At 38.6% G+C, this 24807-nt stretch carries 26 protein-coding genes; 25 read left to right on the top strand and 1 reads right to left on the bottom strand.

All coding sequences use genetic code 11. The features are described from left to right. Window positions 1–326: 326 nt before the first annotated feature. From spoIVA to LS684_RS13225, 25 genes are all read left to right on the top strand, one after another. Window positions 327–1805 (top strand): stage IV sporulation protein A, encoded by a 1479-nt coding sequence (spoIVA, locus tag LS684_RS13345; RefSeq protein WP_233806638.1) that lies wholly within the window; start codon window positions 327–329, stop codon window positions 1803–1805. Window positions 1806–2713: 908 nt separating this feature from the next. Next, the gene (locus tag LS684_RS13340) at window positions 2714–2986 is read left to right on the top strand and encodes an HU family DNA-binding protein (RefSeq protein WP_233806635.1); all 273 of its coding nucleotides are present in this window, start codon (window positions 2714–2716) and stop codon (window positions 2984–2986) included. Window positions 2987–3183: 197 nt separating this feature from the next. Further along, window positions 3184–3750 carry a GTP cyclohydrolase I FolE gene (gene folE, locus LS684_RS13335; RefSeq protein ID WP_233806633.1) on the top strand — a complete coding sequence of 189 codons (567 nt, stop codon included), beginning with the start codon at window positions 3184–3186 and terminating at the stop codon, window positions 3748–3750. 212 nt (window positions 3751–3962) lie between these two features. Continuing rightward, window positions 3963–4199: a trp RNA-binding attenuation protein MtrB gene (mtrB, locus tag LS684_RS13330; RefSeq protein ID WP_233806631.1), complete on the top strand. Its 237-nt coding sequence runs from the start codon at window positions 3963–3965 to the stop codon at window positions 4197–4199. A gap of 172 nt (window positions 4200–4371) precedes the next feature. Continuing rightward, window positions 4372–5190, top strand: coding sequence for a heptaprenyl diphosphate synthase component 1 (locus tag LS684_RS13325; protein ID WP_233806629.1), 819 nt, complete (start codon window positions 4372–4374; stop codon window positions 5188–5190). A 4-nt stretch (window positions 5191–5194) separates the two neighbouring features. Next, window positions 5195–5902 carry a demethylmenaquinone methyltransferase gene (locus LS684_RS13320; protein WP_233806627.1) on the top strand — a complete coding sequence of 236 codons (708 nt, stop codon included), beginning with the start codon at window positions 5195–5197 and terminating at the stop codon, window positions 5900–5902. 28 nt (window positions 5903–5930) lie between these two features. Beyond that, a complete protein-coding gene (gene hepT, locus LS684_RS13315) occupies window positions 5931–6893 on the top strand; it encodes a heptaprenyl diphosphate synthase component II (RefSeq protein WP_233806625.1) in 963 nt (320 codons plus the stop codon). Window positions 6894–6984: 91 nt separating this feature from the next. Beyond that, window positions 6985–7431 carry a nucleoside-diphosphate kinase gene (gene ndk / locus LS684_RS13310; protein ID WP_233806622.1) on the top strand — a complete coding sequence of 149 codons (447 nt, stop codon included), beginning with the start codon at window positions 6985–6987 and terminating at the stop codon, window positions 7429–7431. 198 nt (window positions 7432–7629) lie between these two features. Beyond that, window positions 7630–8403, top strand: coding sequence for a CheR family methyltransferase (locus tag LS684_RS13305; RefSeq protein ID WP_233806620.1), 774 nt, complete (start codon window positions 7630–7632; stop codon window positions 8401–8403). 215 nt (window positions 8404–8618) lie between these two features. Continuing rightward, complete coding sequence (gene aroC, locus LS684_RS13300; protein ID WP_233806618.1) at window positions 8619–9791, top strand: chorismate synthase; 1173 nt, start codon at window positions 8619–8621, stop codon at window positions 9789–9791. After that, window positions 9791–10861, top strand: a complete 1071-nt coding sequence (gene aroB, locus LS684_RS13295) for a 3-dehydroquinate synthase (protein ID WP_233806616.1) — start codon at window positions 9791–9793, stop codon at window positions 10859–10861. Before aroC ends, aroB begins: the two co-directional genes overlap by 1 nt. A 14-nt stretch (window positions 10862–10875) precedes the next feature. Beyond that, entirely contained in the window at window positions 10876–11238 is a 363-nt protein-coding gene (gene aroH / locus LS684_RS13290) for a chorismate mutase (RefSeq protein WP_233806614.1), read from the top strand. Between the two features lie 198 nt (window positions 11239–11436). Continuing rightward, on the top strand, window positions 11437–12537 hold the full coding sequence (gene hisC, locus LS684_RS13285) for a histidinol-phosphate transaminase (protein ID WP_233806612.1): 1101 nt from the start codon (window positions 11437–11439) through the stop codon (window positions 12535–12537). Between the two features lie 38 nt (window positions 12538–12575). Beyond that, window positions 12576–13682: a prephenate dehydrogenase gene (locus tag LS684_RS13280; protein WP_233806610.1), complete on the top strand. Its 1107-nt coding sequence runs from the start codon at window positions 12576–12578 to the stop codon at window positions 13680–13682. Window positions 13683–13717: 35 nt separating this feature from the next. Then, window positions 13718–15001 (top strand): 3-phosphoshikimate 1-carboxyvinyltransferase, encoded by a 1284-nt coding sequence (aroA, locus tag LS684_RS13275; protein ID WP_233806608.1) that lies wholly within the window; start codon window positions 13718–13720, stop codon window positions 14999–15001. A 501-nt stretch (window positions 15002–15502) separates the two neighbouring features. Next, entirely contained in the window at window positions 15503–16411 is a 909-nt protein-coding gene (locus tag LS684_RS13270) for a hypothetical protein (RefSeq protein ID WP_233806606.1), read from the top strand. A 19-nt stretch (window positions 16412–16430) separates the two neighbouring features. Beyond that, on the top strand, window positions 16431–17693 hold the full coding sequence (locus LS684_RS13265; protein ID WP_233806604.1) for a tetratricopeptide repeat protein: 1263 nt from the start codon (window positions 16431–16433) through the stop codon (window positions 17691–17693). 35 nt (window positions 17694–17728) lie between these two features. Next, entirely contained in the window at window positions 17729–18274 is a 546-nt protein-coding gene (locus LS684_RS13260) for a ReoY family proteolytic degradation factor (protein ID WP_233806602.1), read from the top strand. A gap of 187 nt (window positions 18275–18461) precedes the next feature. Further along, on the top strand, window positions 18462–18923 hold the full coding sequence (locus LS684_RS13255) for a YpiF family protein (RefSeq protein WP_233806599.1): 462 nt from the start codon (window positions 18462–18464) through the stop codon (window positions 18921–18923). Window positions 18924–19075: 152 nt separating this feature from the next. Further along, entirely contained in the window at window positions 19076–19582 is a 507-nt protein-coding gene (locus LS684_RS13250) for a Rieske (2Fe-2S) protein (RefSeq protein WP_233806597.1), read from the top strand. Window positions 19583–19585: 3 nt separating this feature from the next. Then, window positions 19586–20260 (top strand): menaquinol-cytochrome c reductase cytochrome b subunit, encoded by a 675-nt coding sequence (gene qcrB, locus LS684_RS13245; protein WP_233806595.1) that lies wholly within the window; start codon window positions 19586–19588, stop codon window positions 20258–20260. Window positions 20261–20318: 58 nt separating this feature from the next. Beyond that, window positions 20319–21092 carry a menaquinol-cytochrome c reductase cytochrome b/c subunit gene (locus tag LS684_RS13240; protein ID WP_233806593.1) on the top strand — a complete coding sequence of 258 codons (774 nt, stop codon included), beginning with the start codon at window positions 20319–20321 and terminating at the stop codon, window positions 21090–21092. 357 nt (window positions 21093–21449) lie between these two features. Then, window positions 21450–22040, top strand: a complete 591-nt coding sequence (lhaT, locus tag LS684_RS13235) for a lipoprotein heptaprenylglyceryl N-acetyltransferase LhaT (RefSeq protein ID WP_233806591.1) — start codon at window positions 21450–21452, stop codon at window positions 22038–22040. A gap of 79 nt (window positions 22041–22119) precedes the next feature. Next, window positions 22120–22914, top strand: a complete 795-nt coding sequence (ypjB, locus tag LS684_RS13230) for a sporulation protein YpjB (protein ID WP_233806589.1) — start codon at window positions 22120–22122, stop codon at window positions 22912–22914. Window positions 22915–22980: 66 nt separating this feature from the next. Continuing rightward, window positions 22981–23655, top strand: a complete 675-nt coding sequence (locus LS684_RS13225; protein WP_233806587.1) for a zinc metallopeptidase — start codon at window positions 22981–22983, stop codon at window positions 23653–23655. 63 nt (window positions 23656–23718) lie between these two features. On the opposite strand, the gene LS684_RS13220 is transcribed toward LS684_RS13225, so the two are convergent. Further along, window positions 23719–24591 (bottom strand): YitT family protein, encoded by an 873-nt coding sequence (locus LS684_RS13220; protein ID WP_233806585.1) that lies wholly within the window; start codon window positions 24589–24591, stop codon window positions 23719–23721. Between the last annotated feature and the right edge of the window lie 216 nt (window positions 24592–24807).

The raw sequence follows: 24807 nt of genomic DNA, 5'->3' as shown, positions 1-24807 counted from the left end.
AGGAGAAGGGTTTTTCTTTTGGTTTCCTGTATTGGTGTTCCTCTACATGACAGGGCAACAAAGGAACTGTAATCTATACTGTTGATTTTGATAGGGAGTCTAATCAACAGTACCTACATACAGTACCTAATAATCAATCAACCCTCAAACAAACGAATACATTTTCAAGCAGATAGAAACTAGAGAGAATTTTATGAAAATAAGGGGGTAAAAATTTAGAAAAGTGTCATAACGTTGTAGGACAACGTCATAAACTTATACTGTCCAAAAGTTTAATTGATAGGATAATATTTTCCCACTATCTCAAGATTTCAGGAGGGGATCACTTGGAAAAGGTAGATATTTTCAAAGATATTGCTGAGCGAACAGGCGGCGATATATATTTAGGTGTTGTAGGAGCTGTAAGAACAGGTAAATCTACTTTCATTAAGAAGTTTATGGAGCTTGTAGTAATACCAAATATGAGCAATGAGGCAGACCGTGCACGCACGCAAGATGAATTACCTCAAAGTGCTGCTGGTAAAACAATTATGACAACTGAGCCTAAATTTGTACCAAATCAAGCAGCATCTGTAAAGGTTGAGGATGGACTAGAAGTCAATATCCGATTAGTGGACTGTGTCGGATATACGGTCCCAGGGGCAAAGGGCTATGAGGATGAGAATGGGCCAAGAATGATTAATACACCTTGGTATGAAGAGCCAATCCCATTCCATGAAGCAGCCGAAATCGGTACAAGAAAAGTCATACAAGAGCATTCTACAATTGGTGTTGTAATTACGACAGACGGAACAATTGGTGAAATTCCTCGCTCAAGCTATCTTGAAGCGGAAGAACGTGTGATTAATGAGCTGAAAGAGGTTGGAAAGCCATTTATCATGGTGATAAATAGCGTACAACCACATCATCCGAATACAGAGGCATTAAGACAAGACCTATGCGTGAAATACGATATTCCTGTGTTGGCGATGAGTGTGGAGGGTATGCGTGAGACAGACGTATTAAGTGTCATGCGTGAAGCCTTATACGAGTTCCCGGTGTTAGAAGTGAATGTAAACCTACCGAGCTGGGTCATGGTGCTAAGAGAAAATCACTGGCTTCGTGAGAGCTATCAAGAAGCGGTGAAAGAAACCGTTAAGGATATTAAACGTCTCCGTGATGTGGATCGTGTGGTTCATCAATTTAGTGAGTATGAATTCATTGACAATGCGGGATTAGCTGGAATTGAAATGGGTCAAGGGGTAGCTGAAATCGACTTGTTCGCGCCAGATGACCTATACGATGAAATCCTCAAAGAAATTGTCGGGGTCGAAATTCGCGGAAAGGATCACCTCCTTGAGCTCATGCAGGATTTCGCTCACGCGAAGACCGAATACGATCAAATTGCTGATGCATTAAAAATGGTGAAGCAAACTGGCTATGGAATTGCAGCGCCATCGCTTGCCGATATGAGCTTGGATGAACCAGAGATCATTCGTCAAGGATCACGCTTTGGCGTCCGTTTAAAAGCGGTAGCACCATCCATTCATATGATTAAAGTGGATGTAGAATCTGAATTTGCGCCAATCATCGGAACAGAAAAACAAAGCGAAGAGCTCGTCCGCTACCTGATGCAAGATTTTGAGGACGATCCATTATCGATTTGGAACTCCGATATCTTTGGTCGAAGTCTAAGCTCCATCGTAAGAGAGGGCATTCAGGCAAAGCTTTCTTTAATGCCTGAAAACGCTCGCTATAAGCTTAAAGAAACACTAGAGAGAATTATTAACGAAGGCTCAGGTGGATTAATCGCTATTATCCTATAATTCATCCAGACGAGAGGTTCACCAAAAAAGTTCTAGCTTCTAGAAGAGCTATTCATATATTGAGTAAAGGCTGTAGATAATTTGTCTACAGCCTTTTTATGCATAATATCGGATAATACTTAATAATGAAGGGGCGGATTCATATAGCTGAATTATACGTAGGTTTATATTTACTACGTCTCTATTTGTATCAAGGTTTAGTAGCACTAGGTGGATTGGAACGAAAGCGAAAGGTGCGAAGACTCCTGCTGGATTAGCGGGATAGGTGAGCCCCCTCAAGACGCCTTTAGCGCTGATGATACTTACCACCCGACCCTCGGAAGTCTAAGCATCCAGTAGTGGAATTCAACCGTCCCATTAATAAAGCAATCCTTATAATTACTATTGCAGAGGATTTAGGTACCCATCAACTTGACGAATGCTTCTTGAAAAGTAAGCACATGGAGAGGAACCCCCTCTCTAATCTAATATCTCAAAAAGAGTATGTATTGCTAATAAATAGTCTGTATGAAGTCAATTCAACTCTTTCCCCACAAAAATAGAGTGTTTTACTCGATTTCCCCTTTAGGTACATTGACCTAAAAGGATTTTACAGAATTGGCTAACTTATTACAAATATGTTTCAAACAAGAAAAGATTCCCAATAAATCTAGGAATTTTCTTGATATGAATAGATGATTATGATAATCTTTTATCAGAATTACGTTGTGAATCGCCTTAAACCCTTGGTAGAAAAGGGATTTAAGAAAAAAACAATTGAATTCTTTCGGTTTTTCATTTAATATAATCCATGTTAACCAAAAAATACTTCGCAACGTATAGAATTCAGTAATATTGTTTACAAATGAATGTAACAGTTCATTTTACTGAGTTAACTTATCGTGATATCTTGGGAGGAGGTGAAAGGCATGAATAAAACAGAACTAATTAACGCTGTTGCAGAAGCAAGCGAGATTTCTAAAAAAGACGCAACTAAAGCAGTTGATGCTGTTTTTGAAACTATCTTAAATGCTTTAAAAGACGGTGATAAAGTACAATTAATCGGTTTTGGTAACTTCGAGGTTCGTGAGCGTGCGGCTCGTAAAGGTCGTAATCCTCAAACTGGTGAAGAGATCGAAATTTCTGCAAGCAAAGTTCCTGCATTCAAACCAGGTAAAGCGCTTAAAGATGCAGTTAAGTAATTACATAAGTGCTTAAAGCTTTAGCTTGAGCTAAAAAGACCGTGTTCCCACGGTCTTTTTTTCATACATTCTGCCATAATAGGATGAACAGTCCTTTATCCAGCATCGTTAGAGCATTCCGCTTTGCTTGTTTGAAAGAGATTATGCTAATATGGAATTGTCAAACAACAGAGAAAATTGTCTTAGGAGGAAAATGTATGTCAAACGTCAATCGTGCCCAAATCGAAGATGCGGTGCGTTTAATACTAGAAGCTGTTGGGGAAGACCCAAACCGTGAAGGATTACTAGATACACCAAAACGTGTGGCGAAAATGTATGAGGAAGTTTTTTCTGGTTTACAACAAGACCCTTCAGAATACTTCGAAACTATTTTTGGAGAAGATCATGAAGAGCTTGTATTAGTTAAGGATATTCCATTCTATTCGATGTGTGAGCACCACCTTGTCCCATTCTTCGGTAAAGCGCATGTAGCGTATATTCCAAGAAACGGACGTGTAACAGGCTTAAGTAAGCTTGCAAGAGCAGTTGAGGCTGTAGCAAAACGTCCACAGCTTCAAGAGCGAATTACATCTACGATCGCGAATACGATCATGAGTAAGCTTGAGCCACATGGTGTGATGGTCATCGTAGAAGCAGAACATATGTGTATGACAATGAGAGGCGTTAAAAAGCCTGGGTCAAAGACGGTTACATCTGCAGTTCGTGGAAGTCTTGCCGAGGATTCAAGAGCTCGTGCAGAAGTTCTAGCCTTAATAAAAGAATAATCTAAAAATAGATTCTGTGTGTCAACTTCAAACCTACGAAGATTTGTTAGCTTGAGAGTTCAAGTTGAAACAGGATCAAATTACATATTTATTATTAAAAGGAATCAAAAGGATATCATATGAATACCCTTTTGATTCCTTCTTTGTAAGAATGAAAGTCAAGCAGAGCTTTAAAAATTAGCAAATTTACAGCTCGAAAGGTGTGGTAGTCGATGGAAAAAAAACAAACAGCTAATGGAGATTATGTCGTGATTAAAGCAGTGGAAGATGGAGTAAATGTGATCGGCTTAACGAGAGGAACGGACACTCGCTTTCATCACTCAGAAAAATTGGATAAGGGAGAAGTTCTTATCGCTCAATTTACAGAGCATACATCTGCCATAAAAGTAAGAGGGCATGCGAAAATTGCAACAAGCTTTGGAGAAGTAGAAAGCGAACCGAAAAAATAAGCGGTCTGCAGTGGTAGATGAAAAGAAAATCGATTAACATTTCCCCAACAAGGCTTCATTTATGGTATAATTGTTTCTGCCTTGTGTGAACGGATATAGGTATAATTAACAGTGATGTTATACATAATGACAAACGAACAAGAAGTATACATATAAATATGGGGAAACAAGGGTGATTAGATTGCAAGAATTCCAAAAACAACTAGCAGATGTGAAGGAGAAGATATATCAAAAGGTATCTCATCCCTATTTAATGAGGTATATTGAGAGTCCTGATATTGATGAAGATAAAATTCTTCTGCTCCTCTCCATTCTGAAGGAGCTTAATCTATCAGAAGAAGAAATAAGCAATTATGCAATTACAATCATGCTGATTCAAATTGCCCTTGATACTCATGAACATGTTTCTAACGCTAATTTGGAAGAAGGTAGCTTAAAAACCCGTCAGCTAACCGTTTTAGCTGGTGATTACTACAGTGGTCTTTACTATAAAATTTTAGCAGATATGAAAGATATTCATATGATCCAAATTTTGGCTGAAGGGATTAAGGATGTCAATGAACACAAAATCAGTGTTTACCAAAAAGAGTCAGATGATCTAGAAACACTAATGGCTTCAATTAAAATGATTGAAGGCTCATTATATAGTAAATTAAGCAGTTACTTTCAAGTGTCAGGCTGGTATGAATTCGTATCCAATCTCTTATTCGTGAAAAGGTTAATAAGTGAAAGAGAAAAGTTTGTTAGTGGGAGTCCATCGATCGTATTTGATGGGTTAGAAAAACTGGCACGCTCAGTCACCCATAAGAATTCAATAGAGAAGCAACGATATTTATTAGCGTTATGCGATCGCTATATAATGAATTCTAAGCTACTCTTAGAAAAGGCGATGACGAACATTCCATTTTTCAACGAATTAATTAATCAAAGAATGCTCTCCATTTTTAAGCAACATCAGCCTTTACCAACTATTTTTGTGGAAGAAGGGTAGAAACATGCAACAATCTAAAGAAGAACGTGTACATAAAGTTTTCGAAAGCATTTACGATAATTATGATAAAATGAATTCAATCATCAGCTTTCAGCTGCATAAGAAATGGCGTAAAGACACAATGGCGCGTATGAATGTTCAAAAGGGTTCTAAAGCGCTAGACCTTTGTTGTGGAACGGCTGATTGGACGATCTCCCTATCGGATGCCGTTGGACAAGAAGGTCATGTCATTGGACTTGATTTTAGTAAAAATATGCTTAAAATCGGGGAAGAAAAAGTAAAGAAACATCCTTTGAAGAATATTGAATTAGTTCATGGGAATGCGATGGAATTACCATTTCCAGACAATTCGTTTGATTATGTTACAATCGGTTTTGGGCTTCGTAATGTTCCTGACTATTTACAGGTTCTAAAGGAAATGCACCGTGTAGTGAAGCCTGGTGGAGTGGCTGTTTGTTTAGAAACTTCTCAACCAACAATGATTGGCTATAAACAGCTTTACTATTTCTATTTCCGTTTCATTATGCCGGTTTTCGGTAAATTGTTTGCAAAGAGCTATGATGAATATTCATGGCTGCAAGAATCAGCTCGTGATTTTCCGGGGATGAAAGAACTTGTGAAAATGTTTGAAGAAGCCGGATTTGATCGAGTAGTGTACAAGCCATATAGCGGTGGCGCTGCGGCTGTTCATTTAGGATATAAAGAAAATTAGAAGTTCAAAAAAAGCTGGGTGAATACGTATGAAATTAAAGATGATGTATTCATTTTTAAATTCTGATTTAACAATAATTGAAAAAGCGCTAGAGGATACGATACAGGCTCAAGCACCATTGTTACGACAAGCGTCCTTGCACTTATTACAAGCTGGAGGAAAACGGATTCGTCCAGTTTTTGTTTTGCTTGCTGGGAAATTTGGTGACTATGATATGGATGTAATGAAAAAAGTAGCTGTATCGTTAGAATTAATTCATATGGCTTCACTCGTTCATGATGATGTAGTGGATGATGCTGAACTTCGACGTGGAAAGCCAACGATTAAGGCCAAATGGGATAACCGTATTGCCATGTATACGGGTGACTATATCTTCGCACGTTCGTTAGAGTTAATTACAACAATTAACAAGCCAGAAGCGCATCAAATTCTAGCACACACCATTGTTGAAGTGTGTATTGGTGAAATTGAACAAATTAAAGATAAATATCGGGTCGACCAGCATTTAAAAGATTATCTTCGCCGCATAAAACGGAAGACGGCTCTATTAATTGCTGCAAGTTGTCAGCTTGGTGCCATTGCTTCAGGTGTCGATGAAAAGCTTCATAAAAAGCTCTTTCAATTTGGCTACTATGTAGGGATGTCCTTTCAAATAACGGATGACATTCTAGACTTTACAGCAACAGAAAAAGAGCTAGGGAAACCTGCTGGCAGCGATTTGCTACAAGGAAATATTACGTTGCCTGTTTTATTTGCTATGGAAGATGACAAGATTAGAGCTGAAGTGGCAAAAGTAAACGAAAGCATGAAGCCAGAAGACATTCAAACGTTGATTCAATCCATTAAGGATTCAGGTGCTATTCAAAAGTCGATTCAAATGAGTAATCAGTATTTGGATAAAGCGCTTGCCATTCTAGATGAGCTACCTCAAAATCGTGCAAAAAAAACATTAAGGGACATTGCGAGATTTATCGGCAACCGTAAATTTTAAGAGGTTGCTAAATTTTCAAAACAATGTTACTATTTTCGTGGATTGTTGTTTTAACGATTCACTATACATAAGATTTTTAGGAGTGGAAAACATGGAAAGAACTTTTTTAATGGTGAAGCCTGATGGTGTACAACGTAATTTAATTGGTGAAATCGTTTCTCGTTTCGAAAAGAAAGGCTTCCAGTTAGTTGGAGCGAAATTAATGAGCATTCCTACTGAACTTGCAGAGGAGCATTATGGTGAGCACAAAGAACGTCCATTCTTCGGTGAATTAGTAGATTTCATTACTTCTGGTCCAGTATTCGCAATGGTTTGGGAAGGTGAAAATGTGATTTCTACAGCTCGTCAAATGATGGGTGCAACAAATCCTAAAGATGCTGCAGCTGGTACAGTTCGTGGGGATTATGCAGTAACGGTTGGAAAAAACATTATTCACGGTTCTGATTCACCTGAGAGTGCGGTTCGTGAAATTGGCTTATTCTTCAAAGAAGAAGAGCTTGTAAATTATGGCAAATTAATGAATCAATGGATTAACTAATCCATACAAAAGTACTTGTACATTGTTACAAGTACTTTTTTTTGCAAACGGATACATAGTGTCTCGATTTCATTGATTTCTTCTATACGTAAGCTTTTAATACCTAAATTTTTGGTAAATGGACAAAAAAAACTCTCCTATTTACTTTGCTTTCCGCTATACTAAATATATTAATAGGACTAAGGATGGAGAGGCTATATGTCACAGGATTATCAAGACTTTATGGTGAATATCAAAAAGAAAACAGGAATCGACCTTTCTTTATATAAAGAAGCTCAAATGAAAAGAAGACTTGTTTCACTTTATGAAAAAAAAGGGTATCGCTCCTTTCGTGACTTCTATGATGGGATGACAAAAGACAGAGAACTACTATACGAATTTCTAGATCGGATGACGATAAATGTATCAGAATTCTATCGAAATGCGAAGCGCTGGGAAGTACTAGAGAAGAAGATCTTGCCGAAACTTCTTGCTGAAAATAAGAAGCTTAAAATTTGGAGTGCGGCATGTTCGACAGGGGAAGAGCCATATACGATTGCGATGATTTTATCTAATTTTATGCCTCTTTCACAAATTCAAATTCAAGCAACAGATCTAGATGAAAACGTGATTGCCCGCGCAAAGATTGGACTATACCCGGAGCGTTCACTAAATGAAGTACCTGATATAATAAAGAAAAAGTACTTTACGAAAGAAGGAAGCATGTTCAAGGTGTCAGAGGATATTAAAAAGACAGTAACCTTCAAAAAGCATAATTTGTTAGCAGATAGCTTTGGAGGGCCTTATGACCTCATTGTGTGCCGAAACGTGCTGATTTACTTTACAGAAGAAGCGAAGGATCAGCTTTATCTTAAATTTAGTCAAGCATTGCGGAAGGACGGTATTTTCTTTGTAGGAAGTACGGAACAAATCTTTAATCCAGCTAACTATCAATTTGATACAGAAGATACTTTTTTTTATCGTAGAAAATAATAGATGAGACATAGAGAGTCAGAAGGTACTGGCTCTTTTTATTTTTTCCTTTGGATATAAAACGGGGTATGTTAAAATGACTCCAAACTTTATCATCTTAAGCTTATTACGTTGGTCAAATAAATTTCTAATTTTTAGTTCTTTTGCTATTCTTATGTTTGAGCTTATGTTATATTGATACATAATCCTTTAATGAGTTGAAGGGGGAAAGAGAATTGAGATATTTAACTTCAGGTGAATCACATGGACCTCAATTAACGACAATTATTGAAGGTCTTCCAGCTGGAATGCCCATACTAGCAGAGGATATAAATAACGAGCTAGCGAGACGACAAAAGGGTCACGGTAGAGGGCGAAGAATGCAAATTGAGAAGGATACTGTACAAATAGGCAGTGGGGTAAGACATGGATATACGTTAGGTTCCCCTGTTGCCTTAACTGTCGAAAATAATGATTGGAAGCACTGGACAAAAATCATGGGACAGGAGCCGCTTGGGGATCAAGAGCAAGCCGAAATGAAACGCGTCATCTCAAGACCACGTCCAGGTCATGCGGACTTAAATGGTGCCATTAAATACGGTCATCGCGATATGCGTAATGTTTTGGAACGGTCTTCTGCAAGGGAAACAACGGTTCGAGTAGCGGCAGGTGCAGTAGCTAAAAAGCTTCTACATCTGTTAGGCATTGAGGTTGCATCACATGTAGTAGAAATAGGCGGAGTTAAGTCGAACTATTCGTCATATCCGTCTATAAGCAAAATACAGGAAATAACAGAGAACTCACCCGTACGTTCCCTCGATCCAATTGCTGAGAAAGAAATGATGAAGGCCATTGATGATGCAAAAGAAAATGGAGATTCTATCGGTGGAGTCGTCGAAGTAATTGTCGAAGGAATGCCACCAGGTGTCGGTAGCTATGTCCATTACGACCGTAAGCTAGATGCGAAAATAGCTAGTAGCATCGTCAGTATCAATGCTTTTAAAGGTGTAGAGTTTGGCATTGGCTTTGAAGCGGCCCGCATGCCAGGAAGTGAAGTACATGATGAAATCGCTTGGGATAGCGAGCAAGGATATTACCGAAAAACAAACCGCTTGGGAGGCTTTGAAGGTGGGATGACTACTGGAATGCCAATCGTCGTAAGAGGAGTTATGAAGCCTATTCCTACCCTTTATAAGCCACTTCAGAGCGTTGATATTGAAACAAAAGAACCATTTTCGGCTAGTATTGAAAGATCAGATAGTTGTGCGGTTCCAGCAGCTGCTGTCGTAGCAGAGAGTGTAGTAGCTTGGGAAATTGCATCAATGATCGTTTCTCAATTTTATGCTGATCGAATGGATGCATTAATTGAACAAATTAATCAACAGCGTGAGTATGCGAGGGAGTTTTAATGCAAGAGCATATCATTCACACTCCATCTAAATCTTACCCGGTCTATATTGGACCGGGTTCTATTCAACAGTTACCGATTTTTCTACAAGATGCTTTTTTAAAGGTAACAAAAATTATGATCATCTCAGATGAAACCGTAAGTAACTTACACCTGCCTTCAGTGAAAACGGTATTAAATGACTTTCAAGTAGTTGAGCACATCGTGCCAAAAGGAGAGGCAGCGAAAACATTTGAGACATACTATGAATGCTTAAGCTTTGCATTAGAGCAGAAGCTAGATCGTAGATCATTAATACTCGCCCTTGGCGGAGGGGCAGTAGGTGACCTTGCCGGATTTGTCGCATCAAGCTTTATGCGCGGAATTCCATTTATACAAATTCCGACAACCATTCTAGCTCATGACAGTGCTGTAGGGGGCAAAGTAGCGATAAACCACCCCCTTGGTAAAAATATGATTGGAGCATTTTATCAGCCAGAAGGTGTAGTGTATGATATATCCTTTCTTCAAACTTTGCCGAAAGGTGAGTTAAGATCAGGGTTTGCAGAGGTGATAAAACATGCATTGATACAAGATGAAAATCTTTACGATTGGTTGCGACTGAACGTGAATGAACTTGATTGCTTACCATTTGACGATCTTCAATATATGTTGCTAGAAGGAATAAAGATTAAAGGGAAAATTGTCGCCGAAGACGAAAAAGAAAATGGGATTCGGGCATATCTTAACTTTGGTCATACATTAGGGCACGCGATCGAAGCAGAGGTTGGATATGGAGCGATTACCCATGGGGAAGCGGTGCTAATCGGAATGCTGTTCGCTTTGCAATTAAGCGAGGAAATAGCGGGATTACAATGGGATAAAGCAGAATTTATCAGCTGGGTAACGAAACTAGGCTATTCCCTTGATATTCCACGTGGCTTAATAATAGAGAACTTAATTGAACGTATGAAGCAGGACAAAAAAACAATCGGGCAGAATATCAATTTTGTACTATTAAAGGATATTGGTCGACCAGCTCTAATTGAAATTGGGGAAGAATCATTGAAAAATCAGTTAATGAAGTTTTAAAGAGGAGGAAGCGAATGATTAGAGGAATAAGAGGAGCAACGACTGTAAGCGAAGATCGTGAGGTTGATGTTGTCGAGGCTACCGAGGAATTATTAAGAGAATTGATTCGCGAAAATCAATTGCTAGCTGATCAGGTAGCTTCCATATTCATCTCAGTAACAGATGATTTATCATCAGCTTTTCCAGCAAAAGCCATTCGAGAAATTGATGGCTGGACATATGTACCTGTCATGTGTATGAGGGAGATTCCAGTTATACAATCTTTGCCCAAGTGTATACGCATAATGGTGCATTACAATACGACGATACCACAGAATCAAATACATCATATTTATTTACGAGAGGCTAAGGCATTAAGGCCAGACCTTTCTAAATAAAATCCTTTCTAAATCCACTCCCTAACCTTTGATTCTATGATCATATGAAATGGTACTTTCGTACTTTACTATGATAATTCGCGAAAGTTTAAGTAGCTATTAGAACAAGCTCAATGTAAAAAGACTTGTAATGTATCTACTCGTCCTAAATGGGGAGTAAAGCGCGCACATGAAATAAATATTGAAGAGGTGTTATTGATGAAATGGAAAAATCAGCTTGAAAATCTTGCTCCATATCAGCCGGGCAAATCGATTGACGAAGTGAAAAAGGAATATGGGCTAACAGAAATTGTGAAGCTAGCGTCAAATGAAAACCCATTTGGATGTTCTGAACAAGTGGCTTCTGCCCTTTCACAGTATTCAAAATCATTCGCTTTATATCCAGATGGGTACGCTGCAAATCTCCGCTCGACCCTAGCTGAGCACTTACAAGTTGAAGAAAACGAATTGATTTTTGGAAACGGCTCAGATGAAGTTATCCAAATGATTTCAAGAGCACTTCTCGGACCAAATACAAATACGGTAATGGCATCGCCAACATTTCCGCAATATAGGCACAATGCCAAGATTGAAGGGGCTGAAATCAGAGAAGTTCCGTTAATCGATGGAAAGCATAACCTTGAAGAGATGTTAAGGGTAACCGATGGGGATACAGCGGTTGTTTGGCTTTGTAGTCCGAATAATCCAACAGGTAGATACATAAACAAAGGTGAGTTACTTACATTCATCGATCAAGTGCCGAAAGAAACGCTGGTTGTCCTTGATGAAGCTTATTTTGAATATGTGACAGCTCCTGATTATTATGATTCACTTGAGTTATTGAAAAAGTACCAAAATCTTATTGTGTTACGAACTTTTTCAAAAATTTACGGTCTTGCCAGCTTACGGGTAGGATATGGAATCGGACATAAGGATATTATCCGAAAAATTGAACCAATTAGAGAGCCGTTTAATACAAATACATTTGCACAAGTAGCAGCCAATGCAGCGATATGTGATCAGGAATTCGTGAATGAGTGCAAAAAACAAAATCAATTAGGCTTAGAGCAATTTTACACATTTTGTAAAGAGAACCAATTAAACTATTATCCATCTCAAGGGAATTTTGTATTAATTGATTTCAAAGTGAATGGGAATGAAGTTTTCCAATATTTATTAGAAAAAGGATTTATCGTACGATCAGGAGTTGCGCTCGGATTCAGTACTTCGGTTCGTGTGACAGTTGGCTCCCAAGAGCAAAATAAACAAATCATACAGCAGATGAAAGAATTTCTTCAAAAAAGTACATCTTTTTCATAAAACTAGAGAAATCAAAACTACCTTAGGCGGTGATTGGTATGAATGGACAGGTATTTCTTATAGGTCTAGGGTTAATTGGAGGCTCTCTAGCTTTATCCATTCGGGAACAACATCCACAATCAAGAATAGTAGGATACGATATTAATGATGAGCAGTGTAAGCTTGCAAAAATGCTTGGAGTTATTGATGAAGCCGCTGAGACAATTGAAGCTGGGGCAAAGGATGCGGACCTGATCATCATTGCCACTCCAGTTCTTGAAGTTGAACGAATATTAACGGTTCTTGAAACCATCTCATTAAAACGAGATGTCATCATAACGGACGCAGGAAGCACAAAATTAACCATTGTAAAAAAAGCGGCAGCATTAAAAACCAAAGGGATTACCTTTATTGGGGGACACCCGATGGCTGGCTCTCATAAAAGCGGCGTATCAGCCGCCAAAACCCTGCTATTTGAAAATGCCTTTTACCTACTTACTCCAGAGGAGGACATAAAGGAAGAGTATATAGCAAAGCTACAGCATTGGTTGCAAGGAACAAAGGCGAAATTTTTAGTTATTACGCCCGAAGAACATGATTTGTTAACAGGCGTAATAAGTCACTTTCCCCATGTCATTGCGGCTTCATTAGTTCATCAAGCTAAGCTTACAAGCCAAGATCAAAAGCTTGTGACGAGACTGGCAGCAGGGGGATTTCGAGATATTACGCGAATCGCTTCTAGCAGTCCTGAAATGTGGCGTGACATTCTTATTCATAACAAAGACGTGCTATTATCCCTCTTTCACCAATGGAAAATGGAAATGAGTAAAGTCGAAACGATGCTACTTGAAGAAAATGAAGAAAAGATCTATCACTATTTTTTAGCAGCGAAGGAATTTCGTGATGAGCTCCCTCAAAAGCAAAAGGGCGCTATTCCAGCCTTTTACGATTTATTTGTCGATGTTCCGGATTACCCTGGGATTATCTCAGAGGTTACAGGTTATTTAGCGAAAGAAGAAATTAGTATAACGAACATTCGTATTTTAGAAACTAGAGAAGATATCAATGGAGTATTAGTGATTAGCTTTCAGACAGAGGAAGACCGATCAAAGGCGGAAAAATGCTTATCTACATATACAACCTATCAAACGTCTATCGGGCCATAATTGATAGATTTTGAAGATTAGAAAAAGGTGATATCATGAAACAGTTAACTCATAATCGTACAGGTTTAAAAGGAAACCTACTTGTTCCCGGCGATAAATCGATCTCACATCGTTCGATTATGTTTGGAGCAATCGCTAACGGAACGACTACTGTTACAAATTTCCTCATGGGACAAGATTGTTTATGTACAATAGCATGCTTTCGAAAATTGGGTGTCAGTATTGAAGAAGAGGCACACCAGATCATAATCGAAGGTAAAGGGTTTGAAGGGTTACAAGAGCCTACGGATGTTCTTGACGTTGGGAATTCTGGAACGACTATTCGTTTGTTGCTAGGGATATTAGCTGGTAGGCCGTTTCACGCAACATTAATTGGAGATCATTCCATAGGAAAGCGTCCGATGACAAGAGTAACTGTGCCTTTAGCAAAGATGGGCGCCAAAATAGATGGCAGACAGAATGGAGAGTTTACTCCTCTATCGATTCGAGGGGGAGAACTATCTGGGATGAATTACTCGTTGCCAGTGGCTAGTGCTCAAGTGAAATCAAGTTTACTTTTTGCGGGGCTTCAAGGGAAGGGGAAAACAACGCTTGTTGAAAAAGAGAAAACAAGAGATCATACTGAAAGAATGATTAAGCAATTTGGTGGTCAAATAACAGAAGATGGCTTAACGATACATATAGAAGGTGGACAGTCGCTTAAGGGTACTTCCATTCAAGTTCCAGGAGATATCTCCTCAGCCGCTTTTTTCTTAGTAGCTGCAGCTATCGTTCCGGATAGTGAGATTACCCTAAAAAATGTTGGGCTTAATCCAACGAGAACAGGTATTTTAGAGGTGTTAGAACAAATGGGAGCTAACATGGAAATTATACCAACTGATGCGGATAGTTGTGAACCTGTTGGCGATATTGTGATTCGTTATTCCAAGCTGACAGCTACAACCATTCAGGGTGAAATCATTCCGAAGCTCATTGATGAGCTTCCGATTATTGCTTTGTTAGCCACAGCTGCTGAAGGAAAAACGATCATCCGCGATGCTCAAGAATTAAAGGTGAAAGAAACAAATCGGATTGATACGGTTGTTCATGAGCTAAAGAAACTTGGTGCGAATATCGAGGCAACAGAGGACGGTATGATCATCCGAGGTGGACAGGGGTTACATGGTGCAAATGTATCTAGTCATGGTGATCACCGGATCGGCATGATGTTAGCCATTGCTTCATTAGTAAGCAATGAGCCTGTTTACTTAGAGGGGGAAGAAGCGATTTCCGTTTCCTATCCAACCTTCTTTGCAGATCTACAACAAATAATGAAGTAACCAAAGCCTTGTGGCTACTAATATGGGCTATAGACAAACTCGAAGTAAATTGAGCTTGTTCTATGGTCTTTTTTGATTGTAGCCTTGAAACAAACAGTTCGTTTAGGTCGAACACTCTCATGATGTATGCCCTAAGAGAGCCAATCGCTGCAAATCTACAACACGTTAAACCAAATAAGGATAAACATGGTAATAGGCATTATATTTGTTAATGTTTGTCAAAATTTTTCTAATTTACATAGACGAGGATGCTTGACTCCTGTGGGATGAGTGTTACAGTCGATGCCCCGCAGGAGGGACTCCGATGAGTCTAGGCGAGCGCCAACCGGGAGTCAAGCTGTCTGTACTGTAACGGAAATCAACACTTTCTACGTTCAAATGACCATGAACAACTAATCAGCCAATCTTGTGAAGCTACATACTTATGGTTGTTTTATATTTCAGTCATAATTCTTATTGTTTCACCATAGCTTGTCATAAGACCATAAAAAGGGTGGTTCTATGACATATATCATTGAAAACGCCAATATCTTATCAGGAAAAGGATTAACCAAAGCATCATTGTTCATCCAACAAGGGAAAATATCCTCTGTCAAATCTTCATTTAAAAAGTATTCCCATATGCGTATGAATGCCGATCCCTATTATTTAACGGTTCCACATATTCCATTGGTGACAAATATTCCAGTGGACAAGCCATTCTTAGAAATGAAAACATTTTTCACCGACGAACTGATTTCTAAAGGATGTACTGCGTTTCTAACGTACGTTGAGGTTAAACAGGAATATCTATTCGAGGAAGCTCTTAAGAAAATGAAAACGCAGCTACTAAGTAGTCCAATTGATTATATTATTTGTGTGAAAATATCAAGCGCACTACTCACCACAAGCTTTATTCGAAAATGTAAAAGAGAGAAAGTTCCAGGAATTTTTATTGAATTTGGACACGAAGAAGAACTGATGAAAATTCCATGGGGTTGGATAAAAGAAGCACTGTTCCCGTACAATTGTCCGTTAATCCCGGTTGTCAAGCAGGAAAATGAGCGAGCTAAAAAGAAAGTAATAAGTGAGTGGAATGAGCTAGTTCAAAATGAAAAGCTACCTGCATTTCAAGAAGAGCTTACGAGCCAGAATCCACTTACATTGCAACAATTAGCAAGAATGGGAATCTATCCTTTGAAGGCGTGCATACAACCTGGTAGAGAAGTAAGTTACAATCTCTATCGTAAAAGTAGGCAAATCATGAATGTTGAACATTCGGAGCTGTTTCATTATCATAGTGATATGTTAATGGTGACGGTGCATAAAGGGCAAGTCATTCGAGCAGGTCAGAAGATCGACTTTCGCCCAGGCTTTGGCGAGCACGTAAAAATTGTCACACCATCCTATTTTCAAATAGACGTCGATTAGCGATGGAGAGGAATTCAATATGGAGAAAATAAATAAAATAGTCACTTTATTAGAAAATGGCGAACACGAAGAAGCGCTAAATCATTATCGCCAAATCCTTGACAAAGGGTCGAATGAAGAAAGATTTCTACTAGGCGAAGAGCTATTTCAATATGGATTTTTAGAAGAGGCTAAGTCTCTTTATCACACCTTGTTAAAAGCATACCCTGAAGAAGGAGAGCTCCTTGTCTTATTAGCTGAAACATATATGGAGCTAGGTGAAGAAGAGCAAGCTGTGTTAGAACTTGAAAAGGTTCAAGAGCACGATCCAAGCTTCCCACAGGCTTTGTTACTGCTAGCGGATCTCTATCAAATGGAGGGACTTTATGAAGTTAGTGAGCAAAAGCTAATAAAGGCGAAGTCGATGTTACCGGAGGAAGTCATCATAGATTTTGCACTTGGAGAATTGTATTTAGAGCAAGGAAGATTTACCGATGCCATAAAGTATTATGAAGTAGTATTAAAAACTGAGAATGTTATTGCTGGGGTAAATGTTCATCAACGGATGGCCGATGCGCTAAGTGCAGGCGGAGCTTTTGAGGAAGCCATAGCTTATTATGAAACCGCTCTTGATGACCGACTTGAAATCAACACACTTTTTAACTATGGCTTTACGGCTTTACAGGCAGGCTATAATAAAACCGCGATTGAGAAGTTTACCATGTTAAAAGAAATTGATCATGAATACCACTCTTTGTATATTAATTTAGCAAAAGCATACGAAAGAGAAGAGCAATTAGAGGAATGCTATGAAGCCATTACTTCAGGACTAAAGCAAGATGATTTTAATAAAGATTTATATTATTATGCAGGGAAGATTGCGTTAAAGCTAAATATGGAAGAGGAAGCAGAGAAGCATTTGCGAGAAGCGTTAGTGCTTGACCCTGAATTTTCAGAAGCAGCACTTGTGTTAAATAAATTATTAATTAAGCAAGAGCGCTTTGAGGACGTATTGGAGATTATCGAGATGATGGAAGCGATTGAAGAGGAAGAACCTCAGTTTTTATGGGATGCAGCCCTTGCTCTCCAAAACCTCGAAAAATATTCGGAGGCATTAAACAAATACCAACTTGCATATACTTTCTTTAAAGATCAAACGGATTTTCTTTCTGATTACGGTTATTTTCTGTTTGAGGAAGGAAAAAGGTCAGAGGCTATCGAAGTTTTCACTAAACTACTCAAGGATGATCCAAGTAATGGGGAATATGAAGATATCCTAGGTCGACTTTCAGAACAATTTTAGAACGAACCTTTAAACACAGAGGAGGGAAAATAAAAATGACAACCCCTGTATCTGTTAATGAGAAAAAAGACTTTATTCGTTGGTTTCTTAATCACTATCAGTTAAAGAGAAGAGAATGTGTCTGGATTTTAAATTATTTAATGAGTCATGATCAGCTAATGGAGAAGGTTCATTTTGTTGAAAATGCACAGTTTTGTCCGCGAGGCTTAGTGATGTCAACTCATTGTGTAGATGAAGTTCCTTTCCGCTTTTATAAAGAAAATGTGATGACAACAGATGCGGAAAAGTCATTTCATGATATTAGGTTGAACCGTGATGAGGACATATTCATTCAACTTAATTTCCAGGCATCCAATAAGGCTCACCAATACGTGGCGGTTTTAGAAGAAAATCCATTTATGCCAAAGAATCTTCAAATTACTGAAAAAGAGAGACTGATAGCAGAGAGGTTTTTGTCCGAGAGTCTTCAAAAATTCGAAGAGGAAAAATTATTACAATTAATTGATGAAGCATTAGATCAGCATGATGAAGTAAGCTTTAAGGAATTAACCTCCAAATTAAAAAGAATACGAGTGCGATAAGCTTTTCACCAAAAGGGGTTCGAAATTTCGAACCCCTTTTTTTTTTTGAGAAGGATGGACGGCTGCCGTATGAATTATGCAGGTAAATATGAAAAATGTAAATGTTCTGACACAATTTTTCTGTTTGGTCCATGCTATAGATAATGATATGATGGAAAAGAGTTTGAATAGATTTGGAGTGGAACGAATGAAGTGGATTTCAGAAGATATTGATATGTATTTAAAATCGCGAGAATATGTAGACACAATTGTCCTTCCGTTACTTCCCATTTCGTTAGGGGAGGATATGAAATCGTCTGTATCAATGACAGAGTTCATTTCTTTATTAACGAATCAGTTAGAGAGGCAATTTAGAGGGCGATTAATTATGCTGCCTGGTTTTTCTTACTTAAAGAATGATTCATCTGAAAAGAATTTCCTCGACTTGAAAATCTGGGAAAAAGAGTTCAAAGAAAAAGGGTTTCAGCATGTCTTTTATGTGACTTCAGACAGCTATTGGAGAACAAAGGAAACCGAATTAGAAGGATCGCTCATTTGGCTCCCATCCTTGCCATTAGAAAATATGGATCAAAACTATAAGGTTTCGATTTTAGAAGATCAAGTAAAACAATTGTTAAATATATTTGTCCAAAAATGGAATCAACAATAAATTAGTAATATTGGTCACATTCTTGCCATGTTTTCGCAACAGGATTATATTGACCTATAATAAAGATTGATATATCATTGTTATGTCCTAGTTTTATATTGTGTGTTTAACTCGTCCGTTGGACTTGACTACATAATAGAGGGGGGAAAAGTATGAGTAAACATCGAGTTTCAAGACGTCAATTCCTGAATTATACACTTACGGGTGTAGGCGGTTTCATGGCAGCTGGAATGCTAATGCCAATGGTTCGCTTTGCGGTTGATCCTGTTTTACAACACAAAGCTGGCGGTGATTTTATTGCTACTCCACAGAAGGTGAGTGAAATCACAGCTGAGCCAGTCCGAGTTGACTATTCATTTGAACAACAAGATGCATGGTACACTTCAGAAGTTACGAATACTGCATGGGTTTATAAGGACGAAAATGGGGAGATCGTCGCTTTGTCACCTGTATGTAAACACTTAGGTTGTGTAGTAGACTGGAATACGGATAAATCGAATCCAAACCATTTCTATTGCCCATGTCACGGTGGTCTGTATACCAAAGATGGTAACAATGTAAAAGGTACACCACCAATTGCACCACTAGATGTATTTCCTTTTAAAGAAAAAGACGGATTCCTATACTTAGGAAAAGCTGAGCCAAGAAAGGGGGCGTAATAATTGTTAAACAAAATTTATGATTGGGTAGATGAACGTTTAGATATTACGCCTTTGTGGCGAGATATTGCTGACCATGAAGTACCAGAGCATGTAAATCCTGCGCACCATTTTTCAGCGTTTGTATACTGCTTTGGTGGGTTAACGTTCTTTGTAACTGTGATCCAAATTTTATCTGGTATGTTCTTAACGATGTATTATGTTCCAGATATTAAGAATGCTTGGGAATCCGTTTACTATCTACAAAATGAAGTTGCTTTTGGACAAATTGTCCGTGGAATGCACCATTGGGGTGCGAGCTTAGTTATCGTAATGATGTTCTTACATACGTTACGTGTATTCTTCCAAGGAGCATACAAGAAGCCTCGTGAACTGAACTGGGTTGTTGGGGTTTTAATCTTCTTCGTCATGCTAGCACTTGGATTAACTGGATACCTATTACCTTGGGATATGAAGGCATTATTTGCAACAAAAGTTACAATTCAAATCATTGAGTCAACACCTTTAATTGGGATGCAATTGAAAACATTAATTGCAGGTCACCCAGAGATTGTTGGTGCTCAAACGATTACTCGTTTCTTTGCAATTCATGTATTCTTCTTACCAGCTGCATTATTAGGATTAATGGGAGCTCACTTCTTAATGATCCGTAAGCAAGGTATATCTGGTCCATTGTAAGATTCATATTCGAAAATTATTATTATATGATTTTGTGTAGAAGGAGGGGGATTTCTCAATGCATCGTGGAAAAGGTATGAAGTTCGTAGGTGATTCACGTGTTCCTGCACCTTCAGAACGTAAGCCTAATATTCCGAAAGATTATTCGGAATACCCTGGAAAAACAGAAGCTTTCTGGCCTAACTTCCTTTTAAAGGAATGGATGGTAGGAGCAGTTTTCCTTATCGGTTTTTTATGCTTAACAGTGGCACATCCGTCTCCACTTGAAAAAATCGCTGACCCTAGTGATACGGCATATATTCCATTACCAGACTGGTATTTCTTATTCCTATACCAGCTATTAAAGTATACTTTTGCATCAGGTCCTTATAATGCAATCGGTGCGTTTGTTATTCCTGGACTTGCATTTGGTGCGTTATTATTAGCTCCATTTATCGATCGTGGCCCAGAGCGTCGCCCATCAAAGCGTCCTCTTGCTACTGGCTTTATGCTATTAGCTTTAGCGGGTATCACGTATTTAACTTGGGAATCTGTTGTAAACCATGATTGGGAAGCTGCGAAGAACCAAGGGAAAATCGTTGCTGAAGCAGAGATTGATAAAGAATCAGATGGCTACAAAATTTTTGAAGCCAACGGCTGTGTAAGCTGTCACGGTGGAGATCTTGAAGGGGGAGCTGGTTCTCCACCTCTAGTGGATAATGGCCTATCTCCAGATGAAATCGCTGACATTGCTAAAAATGGTAAAGGTGCTATGCCAGGCGGCCTGTTCAAGGGAACAGATGAAGAGCTGCAAAAGCTTGCAGAGTTTATCTCTAGCGTCGAAAGTAAATAAAGTAAAAAAGCTGACGAACTTCGTCAGCTTTTTTCGTGTGCGAAAATCAGCTGATGTATGTTTTGCTTTGCCGTTCGGATTTGAAGTAGATTTTGATATTAGTAGGAAATACGGATATCTTTCGAATAGGGTGGATATATAGGAAGAAATCGCGGATATCTTTCGTTTTTCCACGGATAGATAGGAAAGAGCTACGGATCTCTCTTTTATTCACAGATATCACCAGGCCCCTCAATGAAAGAACAAATAAAGGTAGTTAATTCTGAATTGAATGTTGCTAGCTCTAGCTTTATTACTATTTGAACACACTTATGGTAAGATATAACTGGAATTCTATGATAGAGATGGGGAAAGAAAATGAAGTGGATTTATTCAATCCTTGGAAATCGCCAAGTGCTTTGGCTTTTATTAATTGTAAATATTGTTGGTACGGTATATGGGTATATTTGGTACGGATCTCAATTGGAGCAGACACCTGATAAGTTTCTACTCTTCGTGCCTGATAGCCCGACTGCAAGTTTGTTTTTTGTCTTAGTTCTAGTTGCCTTTTTATTAGGAAAGAACTGGCCGCTGATGGAAGCGCTAGCGATTATCACCCTTTTTAAATATGGAATTTGGGCAGTCGTCATGAACCTTCTTGTTTATTTTGTAACTGGCGAGTTGGACTGGGTTGCCTATATGCTAATGGCATCTCATGGAGCAATGGCGATTCAAGGGATTCTCTATGCACCATTTTATCGAATCAAATGGTGGCATGTTATCGTTGCAGGTATTTGGACTTTACATAATGATGTAATTGACTACGTTTTCTTTATGCTCCCTAGGTATCCAGTACTAGACATGTATATTCCTCAAATCGGGTATTTTACCTTCTGGTTAAGCATAGTTTCGATTGGAATTGCTTGGTATTATGGCATTAGGAACAACCGGTTTACCTTAAATATTTAATCATCGATCTATTGAAATAGTTGGTCTAACCTTGTCCACTTTTACATACATTTTAGTAGTAATTGGAGGGGGGACAAGGATGAAAGTAAGATTCGCCATTTTCGTATTAATCACTATTTTACTTACGCCACTATCCGGATATGCAGAAAAGTCGTCGCCTATCGATCAGCTTGATCATCTTTCTGATGAAGCACTTCAAATGGTTAAGACTCAACGATATGAGGATGCAAAAAACCTATTGGATTATTTTTCTGAACAGTTTTTAACGATTACCTCAAATGATCGTCCATTTACGATGGACGAATTACGCATTGTAACGGTTGCTCATAACGATGCCATGGAGGCAGCAACGAGTGCAAATATGGATTATCAAGAACGAATCAACCGAGTGACCAAGTTTCGTTTAGTTATGGATGCTATTTCCTCTACTCACCAACCGCTTTGGGCAGAAATGGAAAACTCGATTATGACTGTGTTTGGTGAAGTAAAGGAAGCTGCTTATCGGGGGAATAATCAACTGTTTCATGAACAGTTCAATTCATTCTTATCTTTATATGAAGTCATCTATCCAAGTTTGAAAATTGATGTAGCAGTTGAACAAATTCAAAAGCTCGATGCGAAAATTAATTATATCGATCACTACCGTCCGCAAGTATTAGCTGAGGTAGCAAGTCAAAAACAGCTTGAAGAATTAGAAGCGGATTTACAAACGATTTTTGATGAGATGACAGAGGATGAGGCAGATCCATCTTTATGGTGGGTGATCATTTCAACAGGTAGCATTATTATTCTTACATTATCTTACGTTGGTTGGAGAAAATATAGAGGAGATCGGGAAAAACAACGAAACCGTTCAAGGCAATTTAAGGAATAAGCTTTTATAGCAAGAACACCTACCCAAGTTTTGAGCGATCACTTGAAGATATTTGGAGGGGTTGATGTGTTTCTTCTCTACTTTGGATTAATCATCTTAGTGCCTCTGTGGGCTCAACTTAAAGTGAAAAACACGTATGCAAAATATTCAAAGGTCGGTTCAACCTCTCAATTAACCGGTGCAGAGGTTGCAAGAAAGATATTAGACCAAAATGGACTGTATGATGTAAGGGTAGAAGAGTCTAGAGGGTATTTAACGGATCATTATGACCCTAGAGCTAAAAGCGTGCGGCTGTCTTCTTCTAATTATCATCACCATTCAATTGCAGCAGCTGCAATTGCAGCCCATGAGGTGGGTCATGCCATCCAAGATCAGGAAGGGTACTCGTTTTTGCGTCTCCGCCATGCGTTAGTGCCTGTTGCGAGCTTTAGCTCCAAGTTCGCTTGGATCTTAATTTTAATTGGAATATTTGTACAGTTGAGTCAAATGTTCTTGCTTGGAATTATTTTGATGGCAGCTGCCGTTGTATTCCAGCTTGTCACACTTCCAGTCGAGTTTAATGCCTCTTCACGTGCGATGGATCAGGCAGTCTCTCTAGGAATTATCCGGATTCATGAAGAATCAGAAACAAAAAAGGTACTATCAGCAGCTGCTCTTACATATGTGGCCGCAGCAGCAGTCGCAGTCCTTGAGTTGCTTCGATTCATTCTTATCTATTCGGGTATGGCAAATCGAGAATAAAAAACCAGTCATGATTATAAGTCATGACTGGTTTTTTATCATTTCATGCTGCCATGAACGTCATTAATGTTCAATCGGTTTCTTGTTTTCATCAAGGGTAAATCCTTCACCAATCACATCGTGAACGACGCTAACCGATACAAATGCATGAGGGTCGATGGAGTTGATGATATTTTTCAATCTGACAATTTCGTTTTTCCCTACTACACAGTAGAGTACTTCACGCTCTTTTTTCGTAAATGAACCATGGCCTTTTAATACTGTCACTCCACGCTCCATTTGCTCCATAATCTTAGATGCGATATCGTCGTTTAGATCCGAGATAATCATTGCGCCTCTTGCAGCATAGGCGCCTTCTTGCATAAAGTCAATTACTCTTGCTCCTACAAATACGGCTACTAACGTATACATCGCTTCTCGGTATGTTAAATAGAAAATTAACGATAAGATAATAACGATGGCATCAAACATGAACATCGTTTTTCCCATGCTCCAGCCTACATATTTATGGGCTAAGCGGGCGATGATATCTACGCCGCCTGTCGTTCCTCCATAGCGAAAAATAATACCGAGGCCAATTCCGATAAATACTCCGGCAAAAAGGGCTGCAAGAGTTAGATCTTCATACAAAGGCATGTTGATTTGATTTCGTTGAAAAATCCATAGGAAAATAGAGACTCCAACAGTTCCAATAATCGTGTAAAGGAAGGAGTTTCGTCCCAATAGTCGCCAGCCAATTAAAAAGAGGGGAACATTCAATAGCAAGTTTGTATAAGAAGGATCCCAGTTAAATAAGAAATACAATAAGAGCGTTATCCCAGTAAACCCACCTTCGGCAAGATTATTTTGCATATTGAAGTGGACAATTCCAAAAGAAAAAATAGCTGCTCCAATTAAGATAAATAAAATGTTTTTTAATTTAAGTCCAAAAACCACGTGTGTATTCCCCCGCTTTCTCATGTTCAAACGCCTTAATTATATCTGAAAATAATAGAAGGGGCAATGTGAGGGGAAAATGAAGGCGGAGAAATATTTAATTCAAAGGAAAATCAGTGAGAAATGTTTGTAAAGCTTCGCGTAATTAGCTAACATGAATAGAGGTATATCAAAATTTGATGAAGGAACAAACATAGTGGTTACATAATGATTCAA

The organism is Cytobacillus spongiae, assembly GCF_021390075.1.
This window is presented reverse-complemented; position numbering and strand designations above follow the sequence as displayed.

What these genes read in the sequence shown, in the direction of transcription:
- ypjB (WP_233806589.1), top strand. Translation starts at nt 22,120, where the DNA reads ATGAAAGTAAGATTCGCCATTTTCGTATTAATCACTATTTTACTTACG.
- LS684_RS13240 (WP_233806593.1), top strand. Translation starts at nt 20,319, where the DNA reads ATGCATCGTGGAAAAGGTATGAAGTTCGTAGGTGATTCACGTGTTCCT.
- aroA (WP_233806608.1), top strand. Translation starts at nt 13,718, where the DNA reads ATGAAACAGTTAACTCATAATCGTACAGGTTTAAAAGGAAACCTACTT.
- folE (WP_233806633.1), top strand. Translation starts at nt 3,184, where the DNA reads ATGTCAAACGTCAATCGTGCCCAAATCGAAGATGCGGTGCGTTTAATA.
- hepT (WP_233806625.1), top strand. Translation starts at nt 5,931, where the DNA reads ATGAAATTAAAGATGATGTATTCATTTTTAAATTCTGATTTAACAATA.
- LS684_RS13260 (WP_233806602.1), top strand. Translation starts at nt 17,729, where the DNA reads ATGACAACCCCTGTATCTGTTAATGAGAAAAAAGACTTTATTCGTTGG.
- aroH (WP_233806614.1), top strand. Translation starts at nt 10,876, where the DNA reads ATGATTAGAGGAATAAGAGGAGCAACGACTGTAAGCGAAGATCGTGAG.
- ndk (WP_233806622.1), top strand. Translation starts at nt 6,985, where the DNA reads ATGGAAAGAACTTTTTTAATGGTGAAGCCTGATGGTGTACAACGTAAT.
- LS684_RS13270 (WP_233806606.1), top strand. Translation starts at nt 15,503, where the DNA reads ATGACATATATCATTGAAAACGCCAATATCTTATCAGGAAAAGGATTA.
- LS684_RS13250 (WP_233806597.1), top strand. Translation starts at nt 19,076, where the DNA reads ATGAGTAAACATCGAGTTTCAAGACGTCAATTCCTGAATTATACACTT.
- LS684_RS13255 (WP_233806599.1), top strand. Translation starts at nt 18,462, where the DNA reads ATGAAGTGGATTTCAGAAGATATTGATATGTATTTAAAATCGCGAGAA.
- LS684_RS13265 (WP_233806604.1), top strand. Translation starts at nt 16,431, where the DNA reads ATGGAGAAAATAAATAAAATAGTCACTTTATTAGAAAATGGCGAACAC.
- lhaT (WP_233806591.1), top strand. Translation starts at nt 21,450, where the DNA reads ATGAAGTGGATTTATTCAATCCTTGGAAATCGCCAAGTGCTTTGGCTT.
- LS684_RS13305 (WP_233806620.1), top strand. Translation starts at nt 7,630, where the DNA reads ATGTCACAGGATTATCAAGACTTTATGGTGAATATCAAAAAGAAAACA.
- mtrB (WP_233806631.1), top strand. Translation starts at nt 3,963, where the DNA reads ATGGAAAAAAAACAAACAGCTAATGGAGATTATGTCGTGATTAAAGCA.
- LS684_RS13280 (WP_233806610.1), top strand. Translation starts at nt 12,576, where the DNA reads ATGAATGGACAGGTATTTCTTATAGGTCTAGGGTTAATTGGAGGCTCT.
- aroB (WP_233806616.1), top strand. Translation starts at nt 9,791, where the DNA reads ATGCAAGAGCATATCATTCACACTCCATCTAAATCTTACCCGGTCTAT.
- LS684_RS13340 (WP_233806635.1), top strand. Translation starts at nt 2,714, where the DNA reads ATGAATAAAACAGAACTAATTAACGCTGTTGCAGAAGCAAGCGAGATT.
- hisC (WP_233806612.1), top strand. Translation starts at nt 11,437, where the DNA reads ATGAAATGGAAAAATCAGCTTGAAAATCTTGCTCCATATCAGCCGGGC.
- LS684_RS13320 (WP_233806627.1), top strand. Translation starts at nt 5,195, where the DNA reads ATGCAACAATCTAAAGAAGAACGTGTACATAAAGTTTTCGAAAGCATT.